This is a genomic window from Rhizobium sp. WCS2018Hpa-16 (assembly GCF_031843705.1).
In the GTDB taxonomy this organism is placed as follows: domain Bacteria; phylum Pseudomonadota; class Alphaproteobacteria; order Rhizobiales; family Rhizobiaceae; genus Agrobacterium; species Agrobacterium tumefaciens_C.
Genome location: NZ_JAVTIX010000002.1, coordinates 54941 through 80360, shown reverse-complemented (window position 1 = coordinate 80360; position 25420 = coordinate 54941). Strand labels below are relative to the sequence as shown.

Here is a 25420-nt window from a genome sequence, read left to right as displayed (position 1 = left end):
GCAGGCTTTCGCGAAACATGTGCGCAGACCCCGCCTGAACGGTGGCACAAAAAAACGCCATGGCCGGGAGGGGACAGCCATGGCGTTTATGTTGAAGGACAAAGGCCCGGAGAGGGGGGATAGGCCTTTGTCCGGTCTGACGCGGCGGGGGACGAGCCTGCAATCAGACTACGGCGTGATCAGTCGCCGTCGTTAAAGAAATGAGGCTCCAAATGAGGCTTTTCAAGGGAAGCCAGGATTACAAATTTGTAACGTTCTGGTGAAGATGTCGTTCGGTTTCAGGGTGCTCGGAAACAGTGGGTTGCCGGTCTAAAAGGTTAACTTTGTCTGGACGGCACCCATGGCCCACGCTATCCATGCTTCCCATGAAAAAAGGCGATCACCTCTTCCTCGTAGACGGCTCCGGTTTCATTTTCCGGGCGTTCCATGCCATCCCCGCGCTCAACCGCAAATCGGATGGCCTGCCGGTCAATGCCGTCTCAGGTTTCTGCAACATGTTGTGGAAGCTGTTGAAGGATGCCCGTAACACAGATGTGGGGGTCACACCGACCCATTTCGCTGTCATTTTCGACTATTCCTCGAAGACGTTCCGCAACGAGCTTTACGATCTCTACAAGGCCAACCGCTCGGCCCCGCCGGAAGATCTGGTGCCGCAATTCGGCCTGATCCGCCAGGCGACCCGCGCCTTCAACCTGCCCTGCATCGAGACCGAAGGTTTCGAGGCGGACGACATCATCGCAACTTACGCCCGTCAGGCAGAAGCCATCGGGGCTGACGTTACGATCATCTCGTCGGACAAGGACCTGATGCAGCTCGTCAGCGCCAATGTGCATATGTATGACGCGATGAAGGACAAGCAGATCGGCGTTCCCGATGTCATCGAGAAGTGGGGCGTGGCGCCCGAAAAGATGATCGACCTGCAAGCGATGACGGGTGATTCCACCGATAACATTCCCGGCATTCCCGGCATCGGCCCGAAGACGGCGGCGCAATTGCTGGAGGAATACGGCGATCTCGATACGCTTCTGGCACGCGCTGGCGAAATCAAGCAGCAGAAACGCCGCGAAAACATCATCGCCAATGCCGAACTGGCCAGATTGTCACGCCAGCTCGTGGCTCTGCGCACCGATGTGCCGCTGGAAATGGCGCTGGATGCCCTGACGCTGGAACCACAGGATGGCCCCAAGCTCATCGCCTTCCTGAAGGCCATGGAATTTACCACTCTGACACGGCGCGTTGCGGAAGCAACGGGCGCGGATGCAGCCATCATCGACGCCGCCCATGTGGCTGTCGAGCGCGGAGCGCTTGCTCGCGGCCCTGATCTGGATGCCGCAGGCGCGGCCTCGACTGACCAGCCGATTTCGCTGGATGAAAGTGCCGTCGGCATACCCGGCATCGCATCGAAAATGGAAGGTACTTCGCCTGCGGGCCTCGCTTCCTCACGCGAAGCGATCTTCTCCGCATCCAAGATCGATACGACCTCCTACCAGACCATTCGCACGGTTGAGGAGCTGGACCGCTGGATTGCAATGGCGCGGGAAACCGGCGTCGTGGCCTTTGACACGGAAACCACATCGCTTGATCCCATGCAGGCGCAGCTGGTCGGCTTTTCCCTGGCCTTTGCCGATAATGGCAAGGATGCCAGCGGCGCCAACATCATCGCCGCCTATGTGCCGATAAGCCACAAGACCGGCTCCGGGGGCGATCTTTTCAGCGATGGCATCAAGCTTGCCCCGGACCAGATCCCGTTCAACGATGCGCTTGACCGGTTGAAGCTGCTGCTGGAAGACGCTTCTATCCTCAAGGTCGCGCAGAATTTGAAGTATGACTATCTGCTGGTGAAGCGCCTTGGCATCACCATGCAGAGCTTTGATGATACGATGCTCATGTCCTACGTGCTGGAAGCGGGCAAGGGCCTGCACGGCATGGATGCCCTGTCGGAGCGGTGGCTGGGCCACACGCCGATTGCCTACAAGGATGTGGCCGGTTCCGGCAAGTCCGGCGTGACCTTCGACTTTGTCGATATCGACAAGGCCACCGCCTATGCCGCCGAAGATGCAGATGTGACCCTGCGGCTGTGGATGGTGCTGAAGCCGCGCCTTGTCGCTGATAGGTTGACGACGGTCTATGAGCGGCTGGAGCGCCCGCTGCTTCCGGTTCTGGCCGCCATGGAAGAACGTGGCATTACCGTTGACCGGCAGATCCTGTCGCGTCTCTCGGGCGAGCTTGCGCAGAAGGCAGCGGCCTATGAGGACGAGATTTACGAGCTTGCTGGCGAGAAATTCAATGTCGGCTCTCCCAAGCAGCTGGGCGATATTCTGTTCGGCAAGATGGGCCTGCCCGGCGGTTCCAAGACCAAGACCGGGCAATGGTCCACCTCGGCGCAGGTGCTGGAAGATCTCGCCGCCGAAGGTGCTGAATTTCCCCGCAAGATCGTGGACTGGCGTCAGCTGACCAAGCTGAAATCCACCTATACGGATGCCCTTCCCGGCTATGTGCATCCCGAAACCAAGCGTGTGCACACCTCCTATTCGCTGGCGTCCACCACCACGGGCCGCCTTTCATCGTCAGAACCGAATTTGCAGAATATTCCGGTGCGAACAGCGGAAGGCCGCAAGATCCGCACCGCCTTCATCTCGACGCCCGATCACAAGCTCCTGTCTGCCGATTACAGCCAGATCGAGCTTCGGGTCCTGGCGCATGTCGCCGATATTCCTCAGCTGCGAAACGCTTTTGCCGAGGGCATCGACATTCATGCGATGACGGCGTCGGAAATGTTCGGCGTTCCTGTGGAAGGCATGCCATCAGATGTGCGCAGGCGCGCAAAAGCCATCAACTTCGGCATCATTTACGGCATTTCGGCCTTCGGCCTTGCCAACCAGCTGGGCATTGGCCGTGGCGAGGCTGGCGATTACATCAAGAAATATTTCGAGCGCTTCCCCGGCATCCGCGATTATATGGACAGCACCAAGACCTATGCCCGCGACATGGGTTATGTCGAAACCATCTTCGGTCGCCGCATTCATTACCCCGAGATCCGGTCATCCAACCCGTCGGTGCGCTCCTTCAACGAGCGTGCGGCCATCAACGCGCCCATTCAGGGCTCGGCTGCCGATATCATCAGGCGGGCCATGATCCGCATCGAACCGGCGCTGGAAAAGGCCAATCTCTCGGCGCGCATGCTTTTGCAGGTGCATGACGAATTGATCTTCGAAGTCGAGGACGGCGAAATCGACAAGACGCTGCCGCTCGTGGTCTCCATCATGGAAAACGCCGCCATGCCCGCCATCGACATGCGCGTGCCTCTGAAGGTCGATGCCCGCGCTGCTACGAACTGGGACGAGGCACACTGATCCAGAGGGTGTCATCGGCGTGTCGCGTGCCGGGCGTAGGTGAAGCTGCCTTACCCCCAGGGAGCTTCAAGCATCATGCACGCACCGTTCGTTTCACCCGCGCTGACCATCTTCTCCACCGCCCATAACGATCTGCCACCACGCCATCTCGGCACCCGGTTCGATATGAGCGGCACGTTCCTGCATGAGCCCGGCAATACGGTCGTGTGCCATCTGGTGGAAGGGTCGCGAACGCAGCATGCCATCGTCAAGGCCCGTCAGCGCATTCTGGACATGCCGCAGGCCTCAAGCCATCTGGCCTTTACCCCTGTTTCCAGCCTCCATATGACGGTGTTTCAGGGCATTATCGAGTATCGCCGCGACTGGCCCTTCTGGCCAAGGGAAATGCCTGCCACGGCATCCATCACCCAGATGACGGAGTATTATCTCGAAAAGCTCGAGGGCTTTGCAAGGCTTCCGGCCTTCGCCATGCAGGTCAAGGCCGTCACGCCGAACGGGCTGACGCTTTGCGGAGCAACCGCCGAAGATGACAGGATCATCGCCGCGTGGCGCAATGCCTTTGCCGAGGTCTTCGGCTACCGGCATCCCGATCACGACACTTACGAATTTCATATCACCTTCGCCTATGTCATCCGCTGGTTCGATCCGGCCAGCCTGCCCATGTGGCAAAGAACACTGGATGAATGCCTTGAGGAGCTGCGCTCCGAAGTGCCCGTTCTTGAGATGCGGCCACCGGCATTTTGTGAATTCGACGATATGAAGCATTTTGAGGAATTGATGGTTTTTGAACCGGGGTGATGCTATGGAGTGAAATCCGTCGCAGGGATCCATCGTCTCGAATCAGGCATTTTTGAAAAATTATGCGCCGGGGCTGGTCAAAGCTCCGGGAGGCATGTATAAGCGCGCAAAATTTCCGAATAAAGAAACATGACATCAGGCCCTTGTTCTGGCTGGTTCGCGTGTTTCGCCGCTGAATTGGAGTTACACAAATGGCAGTACCTAAGAGAAAAACAAGCCCGTCCAAGCGCGGCATGCGTCGTTCGGCCGATGGCCTGAAGTCCGCAACCTACGTTGAAGACAAGAACTCCGGCGAACTTCGCCGCCCACACCACATCGACCTGAAGACAGGCATGTACCGTGGCCGTCAGGTTCTGACACCAAAGGAAAGCGCATAATTTCTGCGCATTCTACCGTTTTCGAGAAAGCCGGCCTTTGGGTCGGCTTTTTTGTTTCAGGCACCTGCCTCTCTCGCGCCAACGAAAATATGCGCGGCCTGATGTTTCCATTTGCGCCTGAATGGCTCTAGACTTCTCCATGGGAGCAGGCTCGATAAGTCTGGATGTGGAGGGAATAGACCGGTGAAATATCGCTGGATCGGCATTGTGCTTGTGTGCCTCAGCCTAGGCGGCATTGCCTTGACCCGGGGAAGCGATCTGGTTGCAGAAAGCTATTTCGATGAAGTGGCGGCACAGGGCGGCACGACGTTGCGACTGGCAGTCTCAGCACTTGGCGGGCATCTCAGCCGCTATGAGCCGCTGCCAGCATTGATGGCGGATCGTGACGATATCGAGGAGCTTGTCGCCCATCCGCAGGATCAGGCCTTGCGGCTGCGCGCCAATATCTACCTGAAATCCATCAACGACCTGCTGAAATCCTCCGATATCTACATCATGACGCTGGATGGAGAGACGATTGCCGCCAGCAATTATGATGGTCCGGCAAGCTTTGTCGGCCAGAATTTCAGTTATCGTCCGTATTTTCAGGATGCCGCGAAAGGCCAGCAATCCAAGTTCTTCGCGCTGGGCACCACCTCGCACAAGCGCGGCTATTATTTCGCCTCTCCCATTCTCTTCAAGGGAGAGATCAAGGGTGTCATTGTCTTCAAAGTGGACATCGAAGGCATCGAGGCATCCTTCGGCAATGGCGAGAACCGCATTTTCGTCAATGATCCCGAGGGCATCATCTTCATGACGGGAACGCCGGAATGGCTCTACGCTGCCATCCAGCCACTGACGCCGGACCGGATAGCCCGCACGGAAGGCTCGCGCCGCTATGCCGATGCCAACCTCACGCAGCTTGACCTGACTCGCAGCACCTTCGGCACCCACGACCTGATGACCATCCGCGAAGGCCAATCCGAGCGCGAGTATATCTTCCTTTCCCAGCCGATGCCCGACGCTGGCTGGACGGTGAATGTGCTGATGGACACCAGCTCCGTGCGCACGCAGGTGCAGACGACCATGATCGCCATCATGCTGTGCCTCTGCCTTGCAGGCGCTGTCATCGCCGCCATGCTGCAACGGCGCGAGCGGCTTCAGGACCGGCTGGTCCACCAGGCAGAAGCGCAGGCTGAACTGGAGCGGCGGGTGGAAGAGCGCACCGCCGATCTTGCCCGCGTCAATGTCGACATCAAGCATGAAATTGCCGAGCGGCGTCAGACCGAAAAGCGGCTTCGCAAAACCCAGAAGGATCTGATCCAGGCGGGCAAGCTGGCTGCACTGGGGCAGATGTCGGCAGCCCTCTCCCATGAGTTCAACCAGCCTCTGGCTGCCGCCAAGACCTATGCGGAAAGCGCCTCCCTGCTGATCGAGCGCGGCAGGGTCAGCGAAGCCTCGGATAATCTGAAGCGCATCTCGGTGCTGATTGATCGCATGGCCGCCATCGGCAAGCATCTGCGCAATTTCGCGCGCAAGCCCAACGAAAAGCTCGGCCCCATGCCGCTTGATGCCGTGATCAGCGACACGCTGGAGATCGTTAATGCGCGACTAAAGGCAGCGGATGCGGATTTGAGCGTTGATTTAGGACCGGTGCCTCTTCAGGTGAAAGCCGGTCCCGTGCGGCTTCAGCAGGTGCTGGTCAACATCATTTCCAACGCCGCCGATGCCGTGGAAGGACTTGAGGACCGCCGCATCGATCTTGTCGCCCGTCAGGAGGGTGCCAAGGTCATCCTCTCCGTTTCCGATCACGGCCCCGGCGTACCAGCCGCGATCATGGAGCGCATTTTCGATCCGTTCTTTTCTACCAAGGGCGTGGGCAAGGGGTTGGGCCTTGGGCTTTCCATCTCCTACAATATCGTCAAGGATTTCGGCGGGCGTCTGAGTGTCACAAACCTGCCTGAAGGTGGTGCGCGGTTCGATATCGAGCTGGATGCCGAAGTGCCGATGGAGATTGCTGCCGAATGACCACGTCCCGCGTTTTGCTGATCGATGATGAAGAGGATTTGCGGCTTTCGACCGCGCAGGCGCTGGAGCTTGCCGGTCTGGATGTCGTCACCGTCGATAATGCCGACCATGTATTCGAGCTGATCGGCTACAGTTTCGATGGCATCATCGTCAGCGATATTAGAATGCCGGGCATGGATGGCATGACGCTGTTGCAAAAGGTGCGGGAGCTGGATGCGGAAATTCCCGTCATTCTCGTCACCGGCCATGGCGATGTGCAGCTTGCGGTCAGCGCCATGCGCAACGGCGCCTATGACTTCATCGAAAAGCCGTTCAGCGTTCAATATCTGGCTGGCATCATCAAGCGGGCGATAGACCGTCGTTCGCTGGTTCTGGAAAATCGCCGCCTGCGGGCCGTCGCTGGCAAGCGCGATGATCTGGAAACCCGCCTGCCGGGTCGCACGCAGGTCATGGTGGATCTGCGCTATCGCATCCGGGCCATTGGTGCTGCCGATGCCGATACGCTCATCATCGGCGATACCGGCGCCGGCAAGGAGGTCGTTGCCCGTGCGCTTCACGATGTCAGCGCCCGGGCAGATAAACCCTTCGTTGCCATCAACTGCGCAGCGCTGCCGCAGCACCTCATCGAAAGCGAATTGTTCGGCCATGAGGCAGGCGCATTTCCCGGCGCGCTTCGGCCTCGCTATGGCAAGTTTGAACATGCCCGTGGCGGCACCGTTTTGCTGGATGAAATCGGCTCGATGCCGTTCGACATGCAGGGCAAGCTGTTGCGGGTGTTGCAGGAGCGTACGATAACCCGCCTCGGCTCCAACGAGACCGTGGAGCTCGATGTGCGCTTCATCGCCACCAGCAAGGCGGATTTGGCTGAGGAGGCGCTGGCAGGTCGCTTTCGGCAGGATCTGCTCTATCGGCTCAATGTCGCAACCGTGCATGTGCCATCGCTTGCGCAACGCCGCGCCGATATTCCGCTGCTGTTTCTCCAGCTGGTGCGCGAAGCCGCCGCCCGCTATGGCCGGGATGATCTCGATGTCCCCTCCGATATTGTCTCGAGCCTTTCCATGCGCGATTGGCCCGGCAATGTGCGCGAGCTTCGAAATGCGGCAGACCGGCTTGTGCTGGGGCTGGATGGCAGCATCTCGGACGGGCCGCAGACACTGTCGGAAAACCCGGCAAGCCTCTCGGCCAAGGTCGCCGAGTTCGAAAAATCCATTCTGGCGCGGGCCATCACAGCGCATCGCGGCAATCTGAAAGCCGTCTATGAGACGCTCGGAATATCGCGCAAAACGCTCTACGAGAAAATGCAGAAATATGCGCTGACCAAACATGGTGCCCTTGGCGAAGACCTGAAAACCCTGTCTTGACGGCAGCGGTTCAGACCATGGGCGGATTTCCACCCATGCACCATGTCTAATGTTTCGATTTCCACCCATTGGGGCCGAAATAAGACGCCTTTTGTGACGGTTGTCCTGCGCCGCCATTGCGTGTGCGCAAGCACCCATTTCAAAGTGTGTCACCCCGACCGACCGCAATAGGAGTGCGCCGGTCGATGAGGCCATATTTCATCGGGAGGAAAAGATGAAAATTCTCAAGACCGTCACAGGTGCCGTGGCTCTTGCTGCCGTATCGCTGTTTGCCTTGTCCGCCGCTGCCCAGACTTACCCGCAGCGCAACATTACCATGGTCGTTCCCTTCGCCGCAGGTGGCCCGACGGATACGGTTGCCCGCCTTGTGGCTGAATCCATGTCCAAGGATCTTGGACAGCAGATCGTCGTGGAAAATGTTGGCGGTGCCGGTGGCACGCTGGGTGCAGGCCGCGTTGCAGCCGCTGATCCGGATGGCTACACCGTTCTGCTCCACCATATCGGCATGGCCACCAGCGCCACGCTTTACCGAAAGCTGGCCTATAACACGCTCGAAGCCTTCGAATATGTCGGCCTCGTTACCGAAGTGCCGATGACCATTCTGTCTCGCAAGACACTTGAGACCACAGACCTCAAGGGCCTCATCGAATACGCCAAGGCCAACAAGGACAAGGTCACCGTTGCCAATGCGGGCATCGGCGCAGCGTCGCATCTGTGCGGCATGCTGTTCATGAGCGCCATTCAGACCCCGCTCGTGACAGTGCCTTACAAGGGCACCGGCCCTGCCATGACCGATCTTCTCGGCGGTCAGGTCGATATCATGTGCGACCAGACGACCAACACCACTAAGCAGATCCAGGGCGGCACGGTCAAAGCTTACGCCGTCACCACGCCGAAGCGTCTGGACGTGCTGCCAAATGTGCCGACCTCGGCTGAAGCCGGTCTGCCGAACTTCGAAGTGGGTGTCTGGCATGGCGTTTACACGCCAAAGGGCACACCTGCCGATGTCAATGAGCGCCTGTCCAAGTCGCTTCAGGTCGCCCTGAAAGACCCGAATGTCGCAGCACGCTTTGCTGAACTCGGCACCACGCCGTCTTCGGCGGCAGATGGCACGCCTGCGGCGCTGAAGGCAAAGCTTGAAAGCGAGATCACGCGCTGGAAGACGGTCATCGAAGCCGCTGGCCAGTACGCCGACTAAGCCTGCTCTCAAGCACCCAACCGGTGGCCGCAAAAGCCACCGGTTTTCACTCGTCAGCGGGGGGACCAAAACATGAAATCACTTTCTTTCGATGCAACAGAGGCGGTCTGTGGCGCCTTCTTCATAGTGCTCGGCATTTTCTTTGCCTGGCAATCCTATGGGCTTGAGCTGGGAACAGCCTTTCGCATGGGCCCGGGATATTTCCCGCTGGTGCTGTCGCTCATTCTCGTCGGGCTCGGCACACTCATTCTCGTGCGGGCGGGCAAGGTGCAGGGCGAGCCACTGGGCCCCATCGCGTGGCGCGGCATCTTCCTCATTCTGCCTGCGCCGATCATCTTCGGCATGACCGTGCGCGGCCTCGGCTTCGTGCCTGCCCTTTTCATCAGCGCGCTGATCGCATCCTTTGCATCGCATAAGATGAACCCCTTGATGGCGCTCATCCTGTCGGTCGGCATCACCGTCTTTTCCGTCGCAGTCTTCGACTACGGTCTTGGTCTGCCCTTCCAGCGCTTCGGCCCCTGGCTCAATTTCTGAGGTGCATGATGGAACTGTTCAATAATCTCGCGCTTGGTTTTTCCACCGCTACTTCTCTCGACAACCTGTTCTTCTGCTTTATCGGCGTCATTCTGGGAACATTGATCGGCGTTTTGCCGGGCATCGGTGCCACGGCAACCATTGCCATGCTGCTGCCCATCACCTTCCAGCTGGAACCGGTCTCGTCCCTCATCATGCTCGCCGGTATCTATTACGGTGCGCAATATGGCGGCTCGACCACCGCGATCCTCATCAACATGCCGGGCGAATCCTCGTCTGCCGTGACCGCCATCGATGGCTACCAGATGGCGCGCAAGGGCAAGGCAGGCGTCGCTCTGTCCGTCGCAGCCCTTGGCTCCTTCTTTGCTGGCACGGTGTCGACTTTTCTCGTTGCGATCTTCGCTCCACCGCTCACCGCCATCGCGCTTAATTTCGGTGCCGCCGAATATTTCTCGCTGATGGTCGTGGGTCTCGTTTCCTCCATTGCGCTAGCCCATGGCTCCATCATCAAGGCTCTGGCCATGGTGGTTCTCGGCCTGCTGCTGGGCCTTGTCGGCACGGATATCTATAGCGGCACGCCACGCTTCACGCTGGGCATCCGCGAATATGCCGATGGCCTGAACTTCGTGGCGGTCGCCGTTGGCGTGTTCGGTATTGCCGAAATTCTGCGCAACCTCGAAAGTGAAAAGACCCGCTCGGTCTTGATGGCAAAGGTCAGCGGCCTTCTGCCCAGCAAGGAAGAGTTCAAGCAAATGGTCGGCCCCGTTCTGCGCGGCACTGCCATTGGTTCGGCGCTTGGCATCCTGCCGGGTGGTGGTGCCATTCTTGCGGCTTTTGCATCCTATACCGTCGAAAAGCGTGTATCCAAGCACCCGGAAGAATTCGGCCATGGCGCGATTGCCGGTGTGGCTGGGCCAGAATCCGCCAACAATGCGGGGGCGCAGACATCCTTCATTCCGCTGCTCACGCTCGGCATTCCTGCCAACCCCGTCATGGCGCTGATGATTGGTGCGATGATCATTCAGGGCATCGTTCCCGGTCCCAATGTCGCCACCGAGCAGCCCGCGCTGTTCTGGGGCATCATCGCCTCCATGTGGATCGGCAACCTGATGCTGGTCATTCTCAACCTGCCGCTCATCGGGCTATGGGTGAAGCTGCTGACCATACCATACTATGTATTGTTCCCGATCATCATGGCCTTCTGCGCCATCGGGGTCTACAGCGTCAATTCCAACGTCTATGACCTCTATGCCGTCGCCTTCTTCGGGTTGATCGGCTATGCGCTGGTGAAGCTGCGCTGCGAACCGGCACCGCTTCTGCTCGGCTTCGTGCTGGGGCCGCTTCTGGAAGAAAACCTGCGGCGAGCGATGATCCTGTCGCGTGGCGATGCGACGACCTTCGTCACGCGCCCCATCAGCGCAACGCTGCTGCTGATTGCCGTGGCCGTACTCGTCGTCGTCTTCCTGCCGAGCGTCAAGAAGAAGCGCGAAGAGGTCTTCCAGGAAGAAGACTGATCGCTCACCGATTGTCTGAAACACACAAAGGCCGGGCATCGCGTCCGGCCTTTGTCTTGTCTGCGGGGCACAAAGCTGGCAAAGCAATGCGTAACTCAAGAGGTGATCATGGCTGACGACAGCGAAAACCGTATTATTGCGCTCGAAGAAACCGTGGCGCATCAGGCGAAAACCATTGAAGAGCTTTCCGATCAGCTGACCGAACAGTGGAAAGTCGTCGAGCAGACCCGCGCCAAGCTGGATCTGTTGACCGACAGGTTCCTGAACCTTGAGGAGCAATCGCTCGAAGCCCCCGCCATCACCAAGCCCCCGCATTACTAAGGAAAGCGCCGTGCCTCTTGATCGCTCCGAGACGCTTGTTTCCGATATCATGACATTCTGGAAAGAGGCCGGACCGGAGAAATGGTTCGACAAGGACGCGCAGTTCGACGCAACCTTCCATGACCGTTTTCGCGATGCCCATTTTGCTGCCGCCAGACGCAATCTGGAACCATGGCTTGAGGGCCCCGAGAGTAGTCTTGCGCTTCTCCTGCTGCTGGATCAGTTTCCGCGCAACTGCTTTCGCGGCACCGCGCATATGTATGCCACCGATCCGCTCGCGAGGCTCTATACACAAGGTACGCTTCGCCGCGGCCACGACATGACGATAGATCCCGAGCTTCGGATTTTCTTCTATCTTCCGCTCATGCATTCGGAAGGGCTGGAAGATCAGCAATTGTGCTGCAAGCTGTGTGAGCCTCTTGGCGAGCGCTACATGCCCTTTGCCATCGAGCACCGGAACATCATCGAACGCTTCGGCCGCTTCCCCCATCGCAATGATATTCTTTTGCGAGAGAGCACTGAGGAAGAGCGCATCTTTCTGGAAGAAGGCGGGTTTTCCGGCTGAGAAAACTTGACTGAAATCAAACCACCTGTGCCCTGATCCGGCTATGTCTCAACTCTCATCTGGAGCATGACATGTCGACAATTCTGGAATTTACCGGTGCGATTCTGCTGCTGTTGCTGACGCCCGGCCCCACCAACACACTGATGGCGCTTGCGGGCTATTCCCGTGGCATCGCCCGGGCTCTGCCGTTGATAACAGCCGAATGCGCCGGCTATCTCACCATCATCATACCCGTCGCCGTTCTGGCCGCGCCTTTTCTCGCCGACCACCCGGCCCTTCTGCTTGCCGCCAAGATCTGTGCCAGCCTCTGGGTGCTCTATTTAAGCTATCGACTATGGTTCAAGGGCGTGGCAGAGCAAAACGCAGCCGAGGTGACGGCAAGAGATGTCATGGTAACGACCATGCTCAATCCCAAAGCGCTGATGATCGCCATCGTCATCATGCCGCACGGACATTTTGTTGATCTGTTTCCGTGGCTTGCACTGTTCACTGGCCTTGTGCTGTTTGCGGCATCTGGCTGGATCACCCTTGGCCATTGTCTATCGAAGGGCAAAGTCGCTCGCGTACAGCCGCGAGCCATCCAGCGCATTGCCGCCGCGTGTCTGCTCGTCTTTGCCGCCGTTCTTGCCACCGCATCACTCAGGGCCATGGCATAAAAAAACCGCGCATCCTTTCGAATGCGCGGTTTTTTGAACGTAATCGGCCCTAGCCATCAGCCGTCGAAGAATTCCTTCATCCGGGCAAAGAAGCCTGCGGATTCGGGGTTATTTTCCTTGGATGACAGCGTCTCGAATTCCTGCAGCAATTCGCGCTGGCGTTTCGTCAGCTTCTGCGGTGTCTCGATCTGGATCTGGATATAGAGATCACCCTGCTGCGCGGAACGCAGCACAGGCATGCCCTTACCCTTCAGACGGAACTGCTTTCCGGCCTGCGTGCCTTCCGGCACCGTCACCCGCGACTTGGTATTGTCGAGCGTCGTTACATCGAACGTGCCGCCCAGTGCTGCCGTCGTCATGGAGATCGGAACCGCGCAATAGAGATCGGCACCGTCGCGCTGGAAGAACTCATGCGGACGTACCGACAGGAAAATATAGAGGTCGCCCGATGGGCCACCGCGCATACCGGCCTCGCCTTCACCCTGAAGACGAATGCGGGTGCCGTCTTCGATGCCCGAGGGAATATTGACCGAGAGAGACCGCTCTTCCGTCACACGGCCCTGACCGTTGCACTTGGTGCAGGGGTCGGTGATCGTCTGGCCGCGACCGTGGCAGGTCGGGCAGGTGCGCTCGACCGAGAAGAAACCCTGCGCTGCACGCACACGGCCTGAACCCTGGCAGGTGCCGCAGGTTTTCGGCTGCGTTCCGGGCTTTGCGCCGGAGCCGGTGCAAACGTCACAGGTGATGGATGTCGGCACACGGATCTGCGCTGTCTTGCCCGCAAAGGCTTCTTCCAGCGATATTTCCATGTTGTAGCGAAGATCGGCACCGCGTTCACGGCCACCGCTGGAACGACGCGCACGCCCGCCGCCCATCATCTCGCCGAAAATGTCTTCGAAGATGTCGGAGAACCCGCCGCTGGCACCACCGCCAAAGCCGCCGCCAGCATTGCCCATGCCGCCCTGCTCGAAGGCCGCGTGACCGAAGCGGTCATAGGCCGCGCGCTTCTGCGGGTCTTTCAGTGTCTCATAGGCTTCGTTGAGTTCTTTGAATTTTCTCTCGGATTCAGCGTCGCCAGGATTCTTGTCGGGATGATACTTCATCGCGAGTTTGCGGAAGGCGCTTTTCAGCTCTTTTTCGTCAGCTGTTCTGCCAACGCCGAGTGTTTCGTAAAAGTCTGGTTTCGCCATTAATTAACAAGCCCCGGGAAATGGATTTCCGGCTGCACGAGGCAGCCGGATTTCAGTCAAGCATCAATTGGATTTCAAAAGCCGCTGCTTATGCGGACTTCTTGTCGTCCTTGATTTCCTCGTAGTCTGCGTCAACGACGTCGTCCTTATGGCCTTCGCCAGCGCCTTCGCCGCCTTCAGCCTGCTGGGCTTCGTAGACAGCCTGACCGAGCTTCATGGAAACTTCCATGAGGGTCTGGGTCTTGGCCTGAATGTCATCGGCATCCGGCTCGGACGCTTCGACAGACACCTTCAGCGCAGCGATGGCATCTTCGATGGCCTTGCGGTCCGTTTCGGAAACCTTGTCGCCATATTCCTTCACCGACTTCTCGGAGGAGTGGATCAGGCTTTCGGCCTGGTTCTTGGCTTCCACACCGGCGCGACGCTTCTTGTCGGCCTCAGCATTAGCTTCGGCGTCCTTCACCATCTTGTCGATGTCGGCGTCAGACAGACCACCAGATGCTTGGATACGGATCTGCTGCTCCTTGCCGGTGCCCTTGTCCTTGGCGGAAACCTGCACGATGCCGTTGGCGTCGATATCGAAGGTAACTTCGATCTGCGGAACGCCGCGTGGCGATGGTGGCAGGCCAACGAGGTCGAACTGGCCGAGAAGCTTGTTGTCCTGCGCCATTTCGCGCTCGCCCTGGCTGACGCGAATGGTCACGGCAGACTGGTTGTCTTCGGCGGTCGAGAAGGTCTGGCTCTTCTTCGTCGGGATCGTCGTGTTGCGGTCGATCAGACGTGTGAAGACGCCACCCAGTGTTTCGATGCCGAGCGACAGAGGCGTCACGTCGAGAAGCAGAACATCCTTGACGTCACCCTGCAGAACGCCGGCCTGAATGGCCGCGCCCATGGCAACAACTTCGTCAGGGTTCACGCCCTTATGTGGCTCCTTGCCAAACAGCTGCTTGACGATTTCCTGAACCTTCGGCATGCGGCTCATGCCGCCAACCAGCACGACTTCGTCGATTTCAGCAGCCGTTACGCCTGCATCCTTCAACGCTGCCTTGCACGGCGCAACAGTGCGCTGAACCAGGTCATCGACCAGGTTTTCGAACTTGGCGCGTGTCAGCTTCAGCGTCAGGTGCTTTGGACCTGTTGCGTCTGCGGTGATGAAGGGCAGGTTGATTTCTGTCTGCTGCGAAGAAGACAGCTCGATCTTTGCCTTTTCAGCGGCTTCCTTCAGGCGCTGAAGCGCAAGCTTGTCGCCCTTGAGGTCAATGCCCTGATCCTTCTTGAATTCGCCAGCCAGATACTCGACCAGACGCATGTCAAAGTCTTCACCGCCAAGGAATGTATCGCCGTTGGTGGACTTCACTTCGAAGACGCCGTCGCCGATTTCCAGAACGGAAATATCGAAGGTACCGCCGCCCAAGTCGTATACGGCAATGGTCTTGCCTTCGGTCTTGTCGAGGCCATAGGCCAATGCGGCAGCCGTTGGCTCGTTGATGATGCGCAGAACTTCAAGACCGGCGATGCGGCCTGCATCCTTGGTTGCCTGGCGCTGCGCGTCGTTGAAGTAGGCAGGAACGGTGATGACGGCCTTCTCGACCTTTTCGCCGAGGTAGGATTCAGCCGTTTCCTTCATCTTCTGAAGAATCATGGCAGAGATCTGCGAAGGGGAATAACCCTTGCCCTGTGCCTGTACCCAGGCGTCGCCATTGTCACCCCGGACGATATCGAACGGAACGAGGCCCTTGTCCTTTTCAACGGTCGGATCTTCGTAACGGCGACCGATAAGGCGCTTTACGGCAAAGAGAGTGTTGGTTGGGTTGGTGACAGCCTGACGCTTCGCAGGCTGGCCGACCAGACGCTCGCCATCGTCGCTGAATGCAACCATGGAAGGGGTCGTGCGTGCACCTTCTGCGTTTTCAATAACTTTGGTGTCCTTGCCGTCCATCACTGCAACGCAGGAATTGGTCGTGCCAAGGTCGATACCGATTACTTTTGCCATTTTTCTTCTCTCCTTGAAGCGAATTGTCGGAACCCCGGGAGGCATTCCACTGACAACTCCTTGACTTGGATGGTCTTCCGGTTTGGGCAGCATTTCTGCTGGTCTGCGTGGTATATAAGGAGCGATTTTTCTGCCTGCAAGGCGATACCGCTGCTGAGGGGCGCAAAAATGAAGAAATGAAGCCTTCATAACCAATTGAGGCACCCCCGTACCGGCGCACCGCATCGCAATGCCGAAATCTTCGCCCTTTCAGCGCTCGACGCAATATGGCCAGAACCGTCACGCCGTTGTCATGCACCTTGCCTATAGGCGTGTACATCTTCAACGAAACACCCATACCGCGAGGTTCTCATGCGCCAATTTCTCGCCATGCTTGTTGCAACCACCGTTCTTGCCGGTGCTGCCCAGGCCGCGACTGTCTACCCCCTTGATCGTGCCACGATCCTGACCGGCTCGCCGTTCGACTTCAAGGTCGAGTTCAAGAGCGTGGTCAAGACCGATGACATCAAGATCATGGTCAATGGTCAGGATTACAAGGCTGTGTTCGGCGCTGACGTGACATTTGTTGCGGAAGAAAAGGGCAAGGAAGACAAGATCCTTGGTTCGGCGGTAACGCTTCGTGGTCTCAAGATTGCCAAGGCTGGCGATTACAAGGTGGAAGTTTCTGCCGGTTCGGAAACCAAGAACGTCACCTGGACTGTTTACGGCACGCCGGAAGCACCAAAGGCCAAGAACATCATTTTCCTTCTGGGTGATGGCCTGTCTGTTGCGCACCGCACCGCTGCCCGCATCATGTCCAAGGGCATGACGGAAGGAAAGGCGAACGGTCGTCTCAACATGGATGAGATGGACCGCATGGCCTTCATCGGCACATCGTCCACGGAAGCCATCGCGACCGATAGCGCCAACACCATGTCTGCCTACATGACCGGCCACAAGGCTCCTGTGAACGCTCTTGGCGTTTATGGTGACCGCACGCCCTCCAGCCTTGACGACCCAAAAGTTGAGACGATGGGTGAGGCTCTGCGCCGCCAGACGAAGAAGTCCATCGGCATCGTGACCACATCCGAATTGCAGGATGCGACGCCTGCGGCCATCGTTTCCCACACCCGCAAGCGCGCCGACAAGGCCGAAATCACCGGCATGATGCTGGATGTGAAGCCAGACGTAGTTCTCGGTGGCGGTTCCGCCTATTTCCTCGGCAAGGAAACACCCGGCTCCAAGCGCAAGGACGACAAGGACTATATCAAGCTGTTCAAGGATGCAGGCTACACGCTGGCAACCGACAAGGCCGAGCTTGAAAAGGCTGAAGGCTCCAACTCCGGCAAGCTTCTTGGCCTGTTCCACACAAGCAACATGGATACCGTGCTTGACCGCAACTTCCTCAAGAAGGGCACTGTCGACAAGTTTCCAAACCAGCCCGGCCTGGTCGATATGACCGAGGCAGCACTCGGTGAACTGTCCAAGAACCCGGACGGCTTCTTCCTGATGGTCGAAGCAGCTAATATCGACAAGATGTCCCACCCGCTGGATTGGGACCGCGCCGTCATGGAAACCATCGAATTCGACAAGGCCGTCGGCGTTGCGCGTGAATTCGCTGCCAAGAACCCTGACACGCTGATCGTCGTGACCGGCGACCACACCCATGGCGTTTCCATCATCGGCACCGTTGATGACGAAAAGCCGGGCGATGAAATGCGCGCCAAGGTCGGCACCTATGCCGAAGCCGGTTTCCCGAACTACGAAGACAAGGATAATGACGGTTATCCAGACCGGATCGACGTGACCCGCCGCCTGTTCCTGAATGCCAATAATGGTCCAGACCATTATGAAACATTCCGTCCGAAGATGGATGGTCCTTTCGTTCCGGCAATCCAGAACGAGAAGAAGGAATACATCGCCAACGAAGCCTACAAGAACGTTCCAGGCGCTGTCTTCGTTCAGGGCAACATTCCCAAGGATGGCGATAGCGGCGTTCACGCCGTAGACGATATCGTTCTTCAGTCCACAGGCCCCGGCTCGGAAGAGTTCAAGGGCTACATGGAACAGAGCGACGTTTACCGCGTGCTGGCCGATGCATTCGCCCTCGGCACCAAGCAGACGCAGTAATCACCGCTTTTGCTGATCAGGATCCGGCTCGCAGCCTGCGGGCCGGATCATCTCGTTTAAGAATAACTGCACAGGTCAGATCGGAGATCGCCATGGCGCACCCCTCCCCACCGCTCACACGCAGGCAGTCGCTTCAGTTCGCCGGTCTGGCGGGTTTTTCCCTTTGGGCAGGGCCGTCTCTCGCGGCACCGTCGCCGCTCACCTTCGATGAGATGTATGGCAAGATCGGTGTGCTGGGCCTGGAATTTTCCGAAAAGCTGAAACAGTTGAGCGGCAAGGAAATCCGCATGAAGGGCTTCATGGCGCCGCCCTTGAAGGCGGAAGCTGCCTTCTTCGTGCTGACGGAAATTCCCATGGCGCTCTGCCCGTTTTGCTCGTCGGATTCTGACTGGCCGGACAATATCGTCGTCGTCTACCTCTCGGAAAAACAGACCTTCGTGCAGCCCAGCACCACGATCGATGTCACCGGCATCCTTGAACACGGCTCCTGGACCGATCCGGAAACGGGTTTCGTCAGCCTCGTGCGCATTCGTGACGCACAATATGCGGTGTCCTGACCATGCTATCCCTCACCATAACAGACCTTGCCGTTTCCTATCCCGGCCTTGCCAAACCCGTCCTTCACATTGATACGCTGAGCATTGCTGCTGGTGAGATGGTGGCCATCTCGGGTGCATCCGGTTCGGGCAAAAGCACCTTCGTTAATATCATCACCGGGCTGGAGCGGGTTTGCCAAGGCAAGGTGGTCTGGAGCGATGATGACATTGCCGGATTGACCGAAACCAGACGAGACCAGTGGCGCGGCCAGAATGTCGGCCTCGTCATGCAGGATTTTCATTTGCTGCCGGGCCTGTCGGCCATCGAAAACGTGCTTCTGCCCGTTCGCCTCAGCCGCGCAATGTCGAGAGATTACGGCAAGCGGGCAGCAAAGCTGCTGAAAAAGACCGGCTTGAAACGACCGGACCAGTCCATCGACACCATGTCGCGCGGCGAGATGCAGCGCGTGGCGATTGCGCGTGCGCTGTTGCGAAAGCCCGGCGTCATAGTTGCCGATGAGCCCACCGCAAGCCTTGACCCTGATCATGCCGAGGCCATCGGCCGCCTGCTGGTCGATCTGGCCCGGGCGGAAGGCGCCACACTTGTTGTCATCACCCATGACAGGCTTCTGGCAGACCGCCTCGACCGCCGTCTGGAACTCGCCAATGGCCGTATCCTGACCGACACCGCCGGGAACCCTTGATATGATCCGTTTTATTCTCTCCGATCTGAAGCGCCTCTGGGCCGGTTCTCTCGTCGTCGTGCTTCTTGTTTCGCTCGCGACGGCGCTCGGCGTGACCGTGACCCTGCAGGAGCGCGCGCTTCGGCTGGGAACCGCCCGCGCGGCCGATAAGTTCGATCTCGTCATCGGCGCTGCCGGTAGCGAAACGCAACTCGTACTTTCCTCGGTCTTTCTACAGGCTGCACCCTTGCCGCTCGTCGGTGGTGAGACATTGGCAAAGCTGGCCAAGGATCCCCGCGTCTCATGGGCCGGGCCGGTCGGCTTTGGTGATTCCTTTGCCGGCTATCCGATTGTCGGAACGACCACCGCGCTCATCGACAACACGTCAGGCGGTCTGACGGAAGGCCAGGGTTTTGCCGATGGTGAAGATGCCGTGATCGGTTCTGCCGTGGATTTGCCTATTGGCGCAGAGATCAAGCCGATGCATGGCTCAGCGGAAGAAGGCGGCCATACCCATACGGAAATCGTCTATCACGTTCAGGGGCGTCTGAAGCCAACGGGCACGCCGTGGGATCGCGCCATTCTGGTGCCCATCAGCTCCGTCTGGCACATTCACGGCATGGAAGCCGGAGAGCATGCACACGATCATGAAGGGCATGAGCATGCAGCCGAGGGCCATGCGGCGCATGCGTCCGAACCGCACGATCACGATGCACACAATCATGAGGCACATGACCATGACGCCCATGCCCACGAAGAAGGCGGACTGGACGAAACCTTCACGACCGAAACGCCCGGTGTTCCGGCTATTCTGGTGAAGCCAAAGACAATCGCCGATGCCTATAAGCTGCGGCAGGAATACCGGCAGGGCAACACGCTTGCGGTGTTTCCCGGTGAGGTCCTTACAAAGCTCTATGCCACGCTGGGTGACGCACGTCAGGTGCTGTCTGTTGTCGCCATCGGAGCGCAGGGTCTGGTGGGCGCATCGCTTATTCTCGTCACCCTGACCCATATCGTGCAGCGGCGAAAACAGATCGGTGCCTTGAGGGCTTTCGGTGCGCCCCGCTCGTCCATCTCGCTGATCGTCTGGACGGAGCTGTTTGCGCTGTTTGCAACGGGTATCGCACTTGGCTTCGCCATTGGTTTTGCAGCGGCTAAAGTCATCACCGGCATGCTTGTCGCCAAAAGTGGCGTCGTCATGCCGGTGGAATTTGCACAGGCGGATGTAACGCAGGCGGCGGTGCTGCTCGCCGTTGCGGCAGCTCTTGCCGTTCTTCCGGCATGGCTTGCCTATCGCCAGTCACCTGCCGAGGCACTTCGCGGTTAGCATCCGCGATGTCCCATCAATGCGGATCGATATGCGCCTTGTGGAAAATATCGTCCTGAGGCGGTATCGCCTGACGTTCGATCATCCGGTGCACGCGAGGGCGGGTCGCGCCACGGTGCAGCTTTAGAATGCTGTCCCAGCTTTCCGCATCCGCCTGAGTGCGGCGCTGGTTGTGCCGGACATATTCGACCCATGTCGGCACGTGGTAGATTTCCGTCCAGATATCGGGGTTCTCGAGATCGCGCATCAAGGTCCAGTTCTGTGCGCCATCGCGCAGGCGAATGCGTCGGCGCTCGACCATGATGGTCATGAACTCCGCAAGGTCAGAATCGTCGATCTCGTAATCCACGAGAATGGCAATCGGGCCGCTACGAGGCTTGACGTCGAGCAACAGGTTCGGCTCCACGAAGCGGTTGAGCGGATCGAGATTGAGCGAGGCGAAGGCTGGCATCGTCAGCTTGAAACCGACGATAACACCCAGCAGCATCAGTAAGCACGAACAGAGAAGCGAATAGCTTAAGCCATAATTTTCGGCCAGCGATCCCCACAGCCAACTGCCCAGCGCGATGCCGCCAAAGGTCAGCGTCTGGTAGAGCGACAAAGCACGCCCCACCACCCAGCGCGGCGTGGACAGTTGCACGATGGTGTTGAACAGCGACAGCGCCAGCACCCAGCTCGCGCCGGCGATGGTGAGGAAAAGCGCCGTCACAATTGCATTGGTGCTGATGGCCGTCACACCGGCACTCAGCGCAAAGCCGAGAAAGGCGACGCGCACGATCCACTCACTGCTCAATGTTTCGCGAAGACGCGCACTGATCAGGGCACCGCCCACGGCCCCCACACCGAAAGCGCCCAGCATAATGCCATAGGTCAACGGCCCGCCCTGCACCAGATCCCGCGCAACCAGCGGCATCAGCGCCAGAATCGCGCTGGCTGACAGGCCAAACAGAAAGCCGCGCACCAGCACCTTGCCGATATTGGGTGACATCGCCACGTAGCGCATGCCAGCGGAAATCGCCGCAAACAGTTGCTCGCGCGGCAGGGTCGATGTGCTTTTCGGCGGCTGCCATTTCACCAATGCGTAGATCAATGCAAAATAGCTGAATGTGTTGACCAGAAACGCCGCCGCCGCGCCGCCAACCGCCACGATGACGCCGCCAATGGCCGGGCCGACGCTGCGGGTAATATTAAAGCCGACGCTGTTCAGCGTCACGGCTGCGGGCAGATCCTCACGCGGCACCATTTCTCCCACGGATGCCTGCCATGACGGGTTGTTGAGCGCCGTTCCACAGCCGATCATGAAGGTGAAGAACAGCAAGAGCCATGGCGAGAGCCAGCCGAACCACGCAAAAACCGTCAGCATGACGGAGGCCGTCAGCATCAGCAACTGCGCCGAGATCATGATGCGGCGACGATCGAAACTGTCGGCCAATGCGCCAGACACCAGCGAAAACAGCATGATGGGAAGCGAGGTCGATGCCTGCACAAGCGCGATCATGTTTTCAGACGACGACAGTGCCGTCATCATCCATGCCGCGCCCACGGCCTGAATAAGCCCGCCGAAATTCGACGCGATACTCGCAAACCAGATCGTTCTGTATGTCTGGTGGCGCAATGGCAGCAGTGGGGATTTTCTATCAGGCACGGGCAGTCCAATTGATGCAATGGCTCATCCGGCTGACACTATAGACGCCGTTTGAGAGGATGCTACTGTTTCAAGCGATTGGACGGTAAAATTGTGACGGCGGGCAATTTTGCTCGTTTTACGCCGCATCCTTGCAATATTGCAGATAAGGGTCTATACGGACATTCAAATTCTTGATCGTCTGATGAAGAGTGGGGCCGAAAGGCTCCGCTCTTTTTCGTTAGGCGCCCTGAAAACCGGACCAAAAGCCGGTTTGGACATGAGACCGGAAGGCCACAATGGCAGAAGCCGAACCAAGACTGATAACCGAAACAGGCGTTGACCAGCGCATCGCCGAAATTATCGAGCCGGTGCTGACAGGCATGGGCTATCTTCTGGTGCGGGTTCGCCTGTCCAACCAGAACGGCTCGACCTTGCAGGTCATGGCCGAGCGTGAAGACGGAACCATGACCGTTCAGGACTGCGAAGCGGTGTCGCTCGCCATTTCTCCGGTTCTGGATGTAGAAGATCCCGTTCAAACGGCGTATCATCTTGAAGTGTCATCGCCCGGCATTGACAGGCCGATGGTGCGCAAGGTGGATTTTGTCCGCTGGCAGGGCCATATTGTCAAAGTCGAGACATCCATTCTGGTGGATAACCGCAAGCGTTTCCGCGGCAAGATCGCCAGTGTCGAAGAGGACGGCTTCAGACTGGAACGTGACCAGATCGCCTATGGTGAAGAGCCTGTGGTGATGATCCCATTCAATACCCTTTCCGACGCGAAGCTGATCCTGACCGATGATCTGATTCGCGAGGCACTGAAGGCGGACAAGCAGGCCAAGGCCGCTGCCGCCAATCAGAACGAAGAAGCAGACGAAGACTAATTCCCAACGTAAGCCCTGATACGCGGGCAAAACGACTTACGGAGACATAAAAATGGCAGTAAGTGCTAACCGGCTTGAGCTTCTGCAGATCGCCGATGCTGTGGCGCGCGAAAAGGTCATCGACCGCGAAATCGTGCTCGCCGCGATGGCCGACGCCATCCAGAAGGCTGCCCGCTCGCGTTACGGTTCCGAAAGCAACATCCGCGCCGACATCAACTCCAAGACCGGCGAAATCCGCTTGCAGCGTCTGCTCGAAGTTGTCGAGAAGGCCGAAGATTACGGCACGCAGATCCCTCTGGAATTGGCACGCGACCGCAACGTCGATGCAAAGATTGGCGATTACATTGCCGATCCACTGCCACCGATGGATTTTGGCCGTATCGCTGCCCAGTCCGCCAAGCAGGTCATCGTTCAAAAGGTTCGTGAAGCCGAGCGTGATCGCCAGTTTGACGAGTTCAAGGACCGCATCGGCGAAATCATCAACGGCACTGTCAAGCGCGTCGAATATGGCAACGTCATCGTCGATCTCGGCCGCGGCGAAGGCATCATCCGTCGCGACGAGATGATTCCTCGCGAAAACCTGCGCTATGGCGACCGCGTTCGCGCCTTCGTTTACGATGTGCGCCGCGAACAGCGTGGCCCGCAGATTTTCCTGTCGCGTACCCATCCGCAGTTCATGGTCAAGCTTTTCACCATGGAAGTGCCCGAAATCTACGACGGCATCATCCAGATCAAGTCGGTTGCCCGTGACCCAGGTTCGCGCGCCAAGATCGCTGTTATTTCCAATGACAGCTCGATTGATCCGGTCGGTGCCTGCGTCGGTATGCGCGGTAGCCGTGTTCAGGCCGTCGTCGCCGAACTTCAGGGCGAAAAGATCGACATCATTCCGTGGTCGCAGGACCCGGCATCCTTCATCGTCAACGCTCTTCAGCCTGCTGAAGTCGCCAAGGTGGTTCTGGATGAAGAAGCCGAGCGCATCGAAGTCGTCGTGCCGGATGAGCAGCTGTCGCTCGCCATCGGTCGTCGCGGTCAGAACGTGCGCCTTGCTTCACAGCTGACCGGCTGGGACATCGACATCATGACGGAAGCCGAAGAGTCCGAGCGCCGTCAGAAGGAATTCAACGAACGCACCGGCATCTTCATGGAAGCGCTGGATGTGGACGAAATGGTCGGTCAGGTGCTCGCATCCGAAGGCTTCGCCCAGGTCGAGGAACTGGCTTATGTGGACCTCAGCGAAATCTCGTCCATCGACGGTTTCGATGAAGACACGGCTGTTGAAATCCAGACCCGTGCCAAGGAATATCTCGAGCGTATCGAGACCGAAATGGACGCCAAGCGCAAGGAACTCGGTGTCGCCGACGAGCTGCGCCAGATCGAAGGCCTGACATCGCAGATGCTGGTTGCGCTGGGTGAAGAAGGCGTCAAGACCATCGAAGACTTTGCAGGCTGCGCCGCCGACGATCTCGTTGGCTGGAGCGAGCGCAAGGACGGCGAGACGAAGAAATTCGAGGGAACTTTCTCCAAGCTCGACGTTTCTCGTGTTGAAGCTGAAAACATGATCGTTCAGGCCCGCCTTCTGGCTGGCTGGATCACCGCTGAGGATCTTGCTGCCCAGCAGGAAGCTGCAGCGGCCGAGGAGGCGGATACCGCCGATCAGGAATGACATCGCAGGCGCATGAGCCCGAAGAGCTGCTCGACGACGAGCCGTTCGAAGGTACCGCCAGCGAGCGGATGTGCATTGTGACACGACAAATCGGAACACCGGATGAGTTGATCCGTTTTGTCGCAGGCCCGGACCAGAGCGTTGTTCCGGACCTGAAACGCCAATTACCGGGGCGCGGTTGCTGGGTTACACCCGAGCGCGCCCTGATAGAAAAGGCAATTGCGAAGAAGCTCTTTGCACGCGCCTTGAAGACGGATGTGAAAGCCGGACCGGACCTTCTGGATACGATGGACCGGTTGATGGCGCTGAACCTGACAGGAATGATGAACATGGCGCGCAAGGCGGGCCAGTTCATTTCCGGCGCGACGAAAGTCGATGCGTCGGTCCGGTCTGGCCAGGTGCTTGCGGTTTTTCACGCAACCGATGCAGCGCCAGATGGCGTGAGAAAGATAAGCCAGGCCCGCAAGGCCTGGACGCTCGGCTCTGGAGCCGAGAGCGAAATACCAGCTTTCCAGCTCTTCAGTGAGCAGGAAATGGACGAACTGATGGGCCAGAATGCTTTTATCCATGCCTGCGCGCTTGCAGGACAGGCGGGTGAGGGTGTAGTGAAGCGCGCAAAGATGCTCGAGCGGTATCGCCATGGCGATAGACCTCAAGTGGATTTAGACGCTGCCCGGACAGAACAATGACGCGGTCATCGGACAATATCCGCCGCCGCGTACGGATG

General features: G+C 58.4%; 21 protein-coding genes. 18 read left to right on the top strand and 3 right to left on the bottom strand.

Features of this window, described 5'->3' with window-relative positions; genetic code table 11:
• Positions 1 to 365: 365 nt before the first annotated feature.
• From polA to RQI55_RS06445, 11 genes are all read left to right on the top strand, one after another.
• Positions 366 to 3353: a DNA polymerase I gene (gene polA, locus RQI55_RS06495; protein ID WP_243256884.1), complete on the top strand. Its 2988-nt coding sequence runs from the start codon at positions 366 to 368 to the stop codon at positions 3351 to 3353.
• A 75-nt stretch (positions 3354 to 3428) separates the two neighbouring features.
• Entirely contained in the window at positions 3429 to 4151 is a 723-nt protein-coding gene (locus tag RQI55_RS06490) for a DUF1868 domain-containing protein (RefSeq protein ID WP_192063144.1), read from the top strand.
• A 191-nt stretch (positions 4152 to 4342) separates the two neighbouring features.
• Positions 4343 to 4528: a 50S ribosomal protein L32 gene (rpmF, locus tag RQI55_RS06485; RefSeq protein ID WP_003507205.1), complete on the top strand. Its 186-nt coding sequence runs from the start codon at positions 4343 to 4345 to the stop codon at positions 4526 to 4528.
• Between the two features lie 183 nt (positions 4529 to 4711).
• Positions 4712 to 6535 carry a sensor histidine kinase gene (locus RQI55_RS06480; protein WP_311272424.1) on the top strand — a complete coding sequence of 608 codons (1824 nt, stop codon included), beginning with the start codon at positions 4712 to 4714 and terminating at the stop codon, positions 6533 to 6535.
• On the top strand, positions 6532 to 7896 hold the full coding sequence (locus RQI55_RS06475) for a sigma-54 dependent transcriptional regulator (RefSeq protein WP_243256886.1): 1365 nt from the start codon (positions 6532 to 6534) through the stop codon (positions 7894 to 7896). The genes RQI55_RS06480 and RQI55_RS06475 overlap by 4 nt, the downstream gene beginning before the upstream one ends.
• Before the next feature lie 214 nt (positions 7897 to 8110).
• Positions 8111 to 9094 (top strand): tripartite tricarboxylate transporter substrate-binding protein, encoded by a 984-nt coding sequence (locus RQI55_RS06470; protein ID WP_311272423.1) that lies wholly within the window; start codon positions 8111 to 8113, stop codon positions 9092 to 9094.
• 72 nt (positions 9095 to 9166) lie between these two features.
• Positions 9167 to 9628: a tripartite tricarboxylate transporter TctB family protein gene (locus RQI55_RS06465; RefSeq protein WP_192063141.1), complete on the top strand. Its 462-nt coding sequence runs from the start codon at positions 9167 to 9169 to the stop codon at positions 9626 to 9628.
• Between the two features lie 8 nt (positions 9629 to 9636).
• Positions 9637 to 11142 (top strand): tripartite tricarboxylate transporter permease, encoded by a 1506-nt coding sequence (locus RQI55_RS06460; RefSeq protein WP_192063140.1) that lies wholly within the window; start codon positions 9637 to 9639, stop codon positions 11140 to 11142.
• Positions 11143 to 11250: 108 nt separating this feature from the next.
• On the top strand, positions 11251 to 11463 hold the full coding sequence (locus RQI55_RS06455; RefSeq protein WP_311272422.1) for a SlyX family protein: 213 nt from the start codon (positions 11251 to 11253) through the stop codon (positions 11461 to 11463).
• A gap of 49 nt (positions 11464 to 11512) precedes the next feature.
• Positions 11513 to 12028: a DUF924 family protein gene (locus tag RQI55_RS06450; RefSeq protein WP_243257021.1), complete on the top strand. Its 516-nt coding sequence runs from the start codon at positions 11513 to 11515 to the stop codon at positions 12026 to 12028.
• A 71-nt stretch (positions 12029 to 12099) separates the two neighbouring features.
• The gene (locus RQI55_RS06445) at positions 12100 to 12684 is read left to right on the top strand and encodes a LysE family translocator (protein WP_243256889.1); all 585 of its coding nucleotides are present in this window, start codon (positions 12100 to 12102) and stop codon (positions 12682 to 12684) included.
• 56 nt (positions 12685 to 12740) lie between these two features.
• Here RQI55_RS06445 and dnaJ read toward each other — a convergent pair whose 3' ends face one another.
• Positions 12741 to 13874, bottom strand: coding sequence for a molecular chaperone DnaJ (dnaJ, locus tag RQI55_RS06440; RefSeq protein ID WP_042616168.1), 1134 nt, complete (start codon positions 13872 to 13874; stop codon positions 12741 to 12743).
• A gap of 88 nt (positions 13875 to 13962) precedes the next feature.
• Positions 13963 to 15867 (bottom strand): molecular chaperone DnaK, encoded by a 1905-nt coding sequence (gene dnaK / locus RQI55_RS06435; protein WP_042616167.1) that lies wholly within the window; start codon positions 15865 to 15867, stop codon positions 13963 to 13965.
• A 351-nt stretch (positions 15868 to 16218) separates the two neighbouring features.
• Between dnaK and RQI55_RS06430 the strand changes: the two genes are divergently transcribed.
• The 4 genes from RQI55_RS06430 (at position 16219) to RQI55_RS06415 (ending at position 20522) form a co-directional block, all read left to right on the top strand.
• A complete protein-coding gene (locus tag RQI55_RS06430) occupies positions 16219 to 17976 on the top strand; it encodes an alkaline phosphatase (protein WP_243256890.1) in 1758 nt (585 codons plus the stop codon).
• A gap of 92 nt (positions 17977 to 18068) precedes the next feature.
• Entirely contained in the window at positions 18069 to 18533 is a 465-nt protein-coding gene (locus tag RQI55_RS06425; protein WP_243256891.1) for a hypothetical protein, read from the top strand.
• Positions 18534 to 18535: 2 nt separating this feature from the next.
• Positions 18536 to 19216 carry an ABC transporter ATP-binding protein gene (locus tag RQI55_RS06420; RefSeq protein WP_243256892.1) on the top strand — a complete coding sequence of 227 codons (681 nt, stop codon included), beginning with the start codon at positions 18536 to 18538 and terminating at the stop codon, positions 19214 to 19216.
• A 1-nt stretch (position 19217) separates the two neighbouring features.
• Positions 19218 to 20522 (top strand): FtsX-like permease family protein, encoded by a 1305-nt coding sequence (locus tag RQI55_RS06415; protein WP_243256893.1) that lies wholly within the window; start codon positions 19218 to 19220, stop codon positions 20520 to 20522.
• 16 nt (positions 20523 to 20538) lie between these two features.
• On the opposite strand, the gene RQI55_RS06410 is transcribed toward RQI55_RS06415, so the two are convergent.
• Positions 20539 to 22167, bottom strand: coding sequence for an MFS transporter (locus RQI55_RS06410; RefSeq protein ID WP_243256894.1), 1629 nt, complete (start codon positions 22165 to 22167; stop codon positions 20539 to 20541).
• Positions 22168 to 22445: 278 nt separating this feature from the next.
• On the opposite strand from RQI55_RS06410, the gene rimP reads away from it, so the two are divergent.
• From rimP to RQI55_RS06395, 3 genes are read left to right on the top strand one after another with little or no spacing between them, the layout of a single operon-like run.
• Positions 22446 to 23030 (top strand): ribosome maturation factor RimP, encoded by a 585-nt coding sequence (rimP, locus tag RQI55_RS06405; protein ID WP_243256895.1) that lies wholly within the window; start codon positions 22446 to 22448, stop codon positions 23028 to 23030.
• Positions 23031 to 23082: 52 nt separating this feature from the next.
• Positions 23083 to 24693, top strand: a complete 1611-nt coding sequence (gene nusA / locus RQI55_RS06400) for a transcription termination factor NusA (protein WP_042616160.1) — start codon at positions 23083 to 23085, stop codon at positions 24691 to 24693.
• The gene (locus RQI55_RS06395; protein WP_243256896.1) at positions 24690 to 25382 is read left to right on the top strand and encodes an RNA-binding protein; all 693 of its coding nucleotides are present in this window, start codon (positions 24690 to 24692) and stop codon (positions 25380 to 25382) included. Before nusA ends, RQI55_RS06395 begins: the two co-directional genes overlap by 4 nt.
• Positions 25383 to 25420 lie beyond the last annotated feature (38 nt).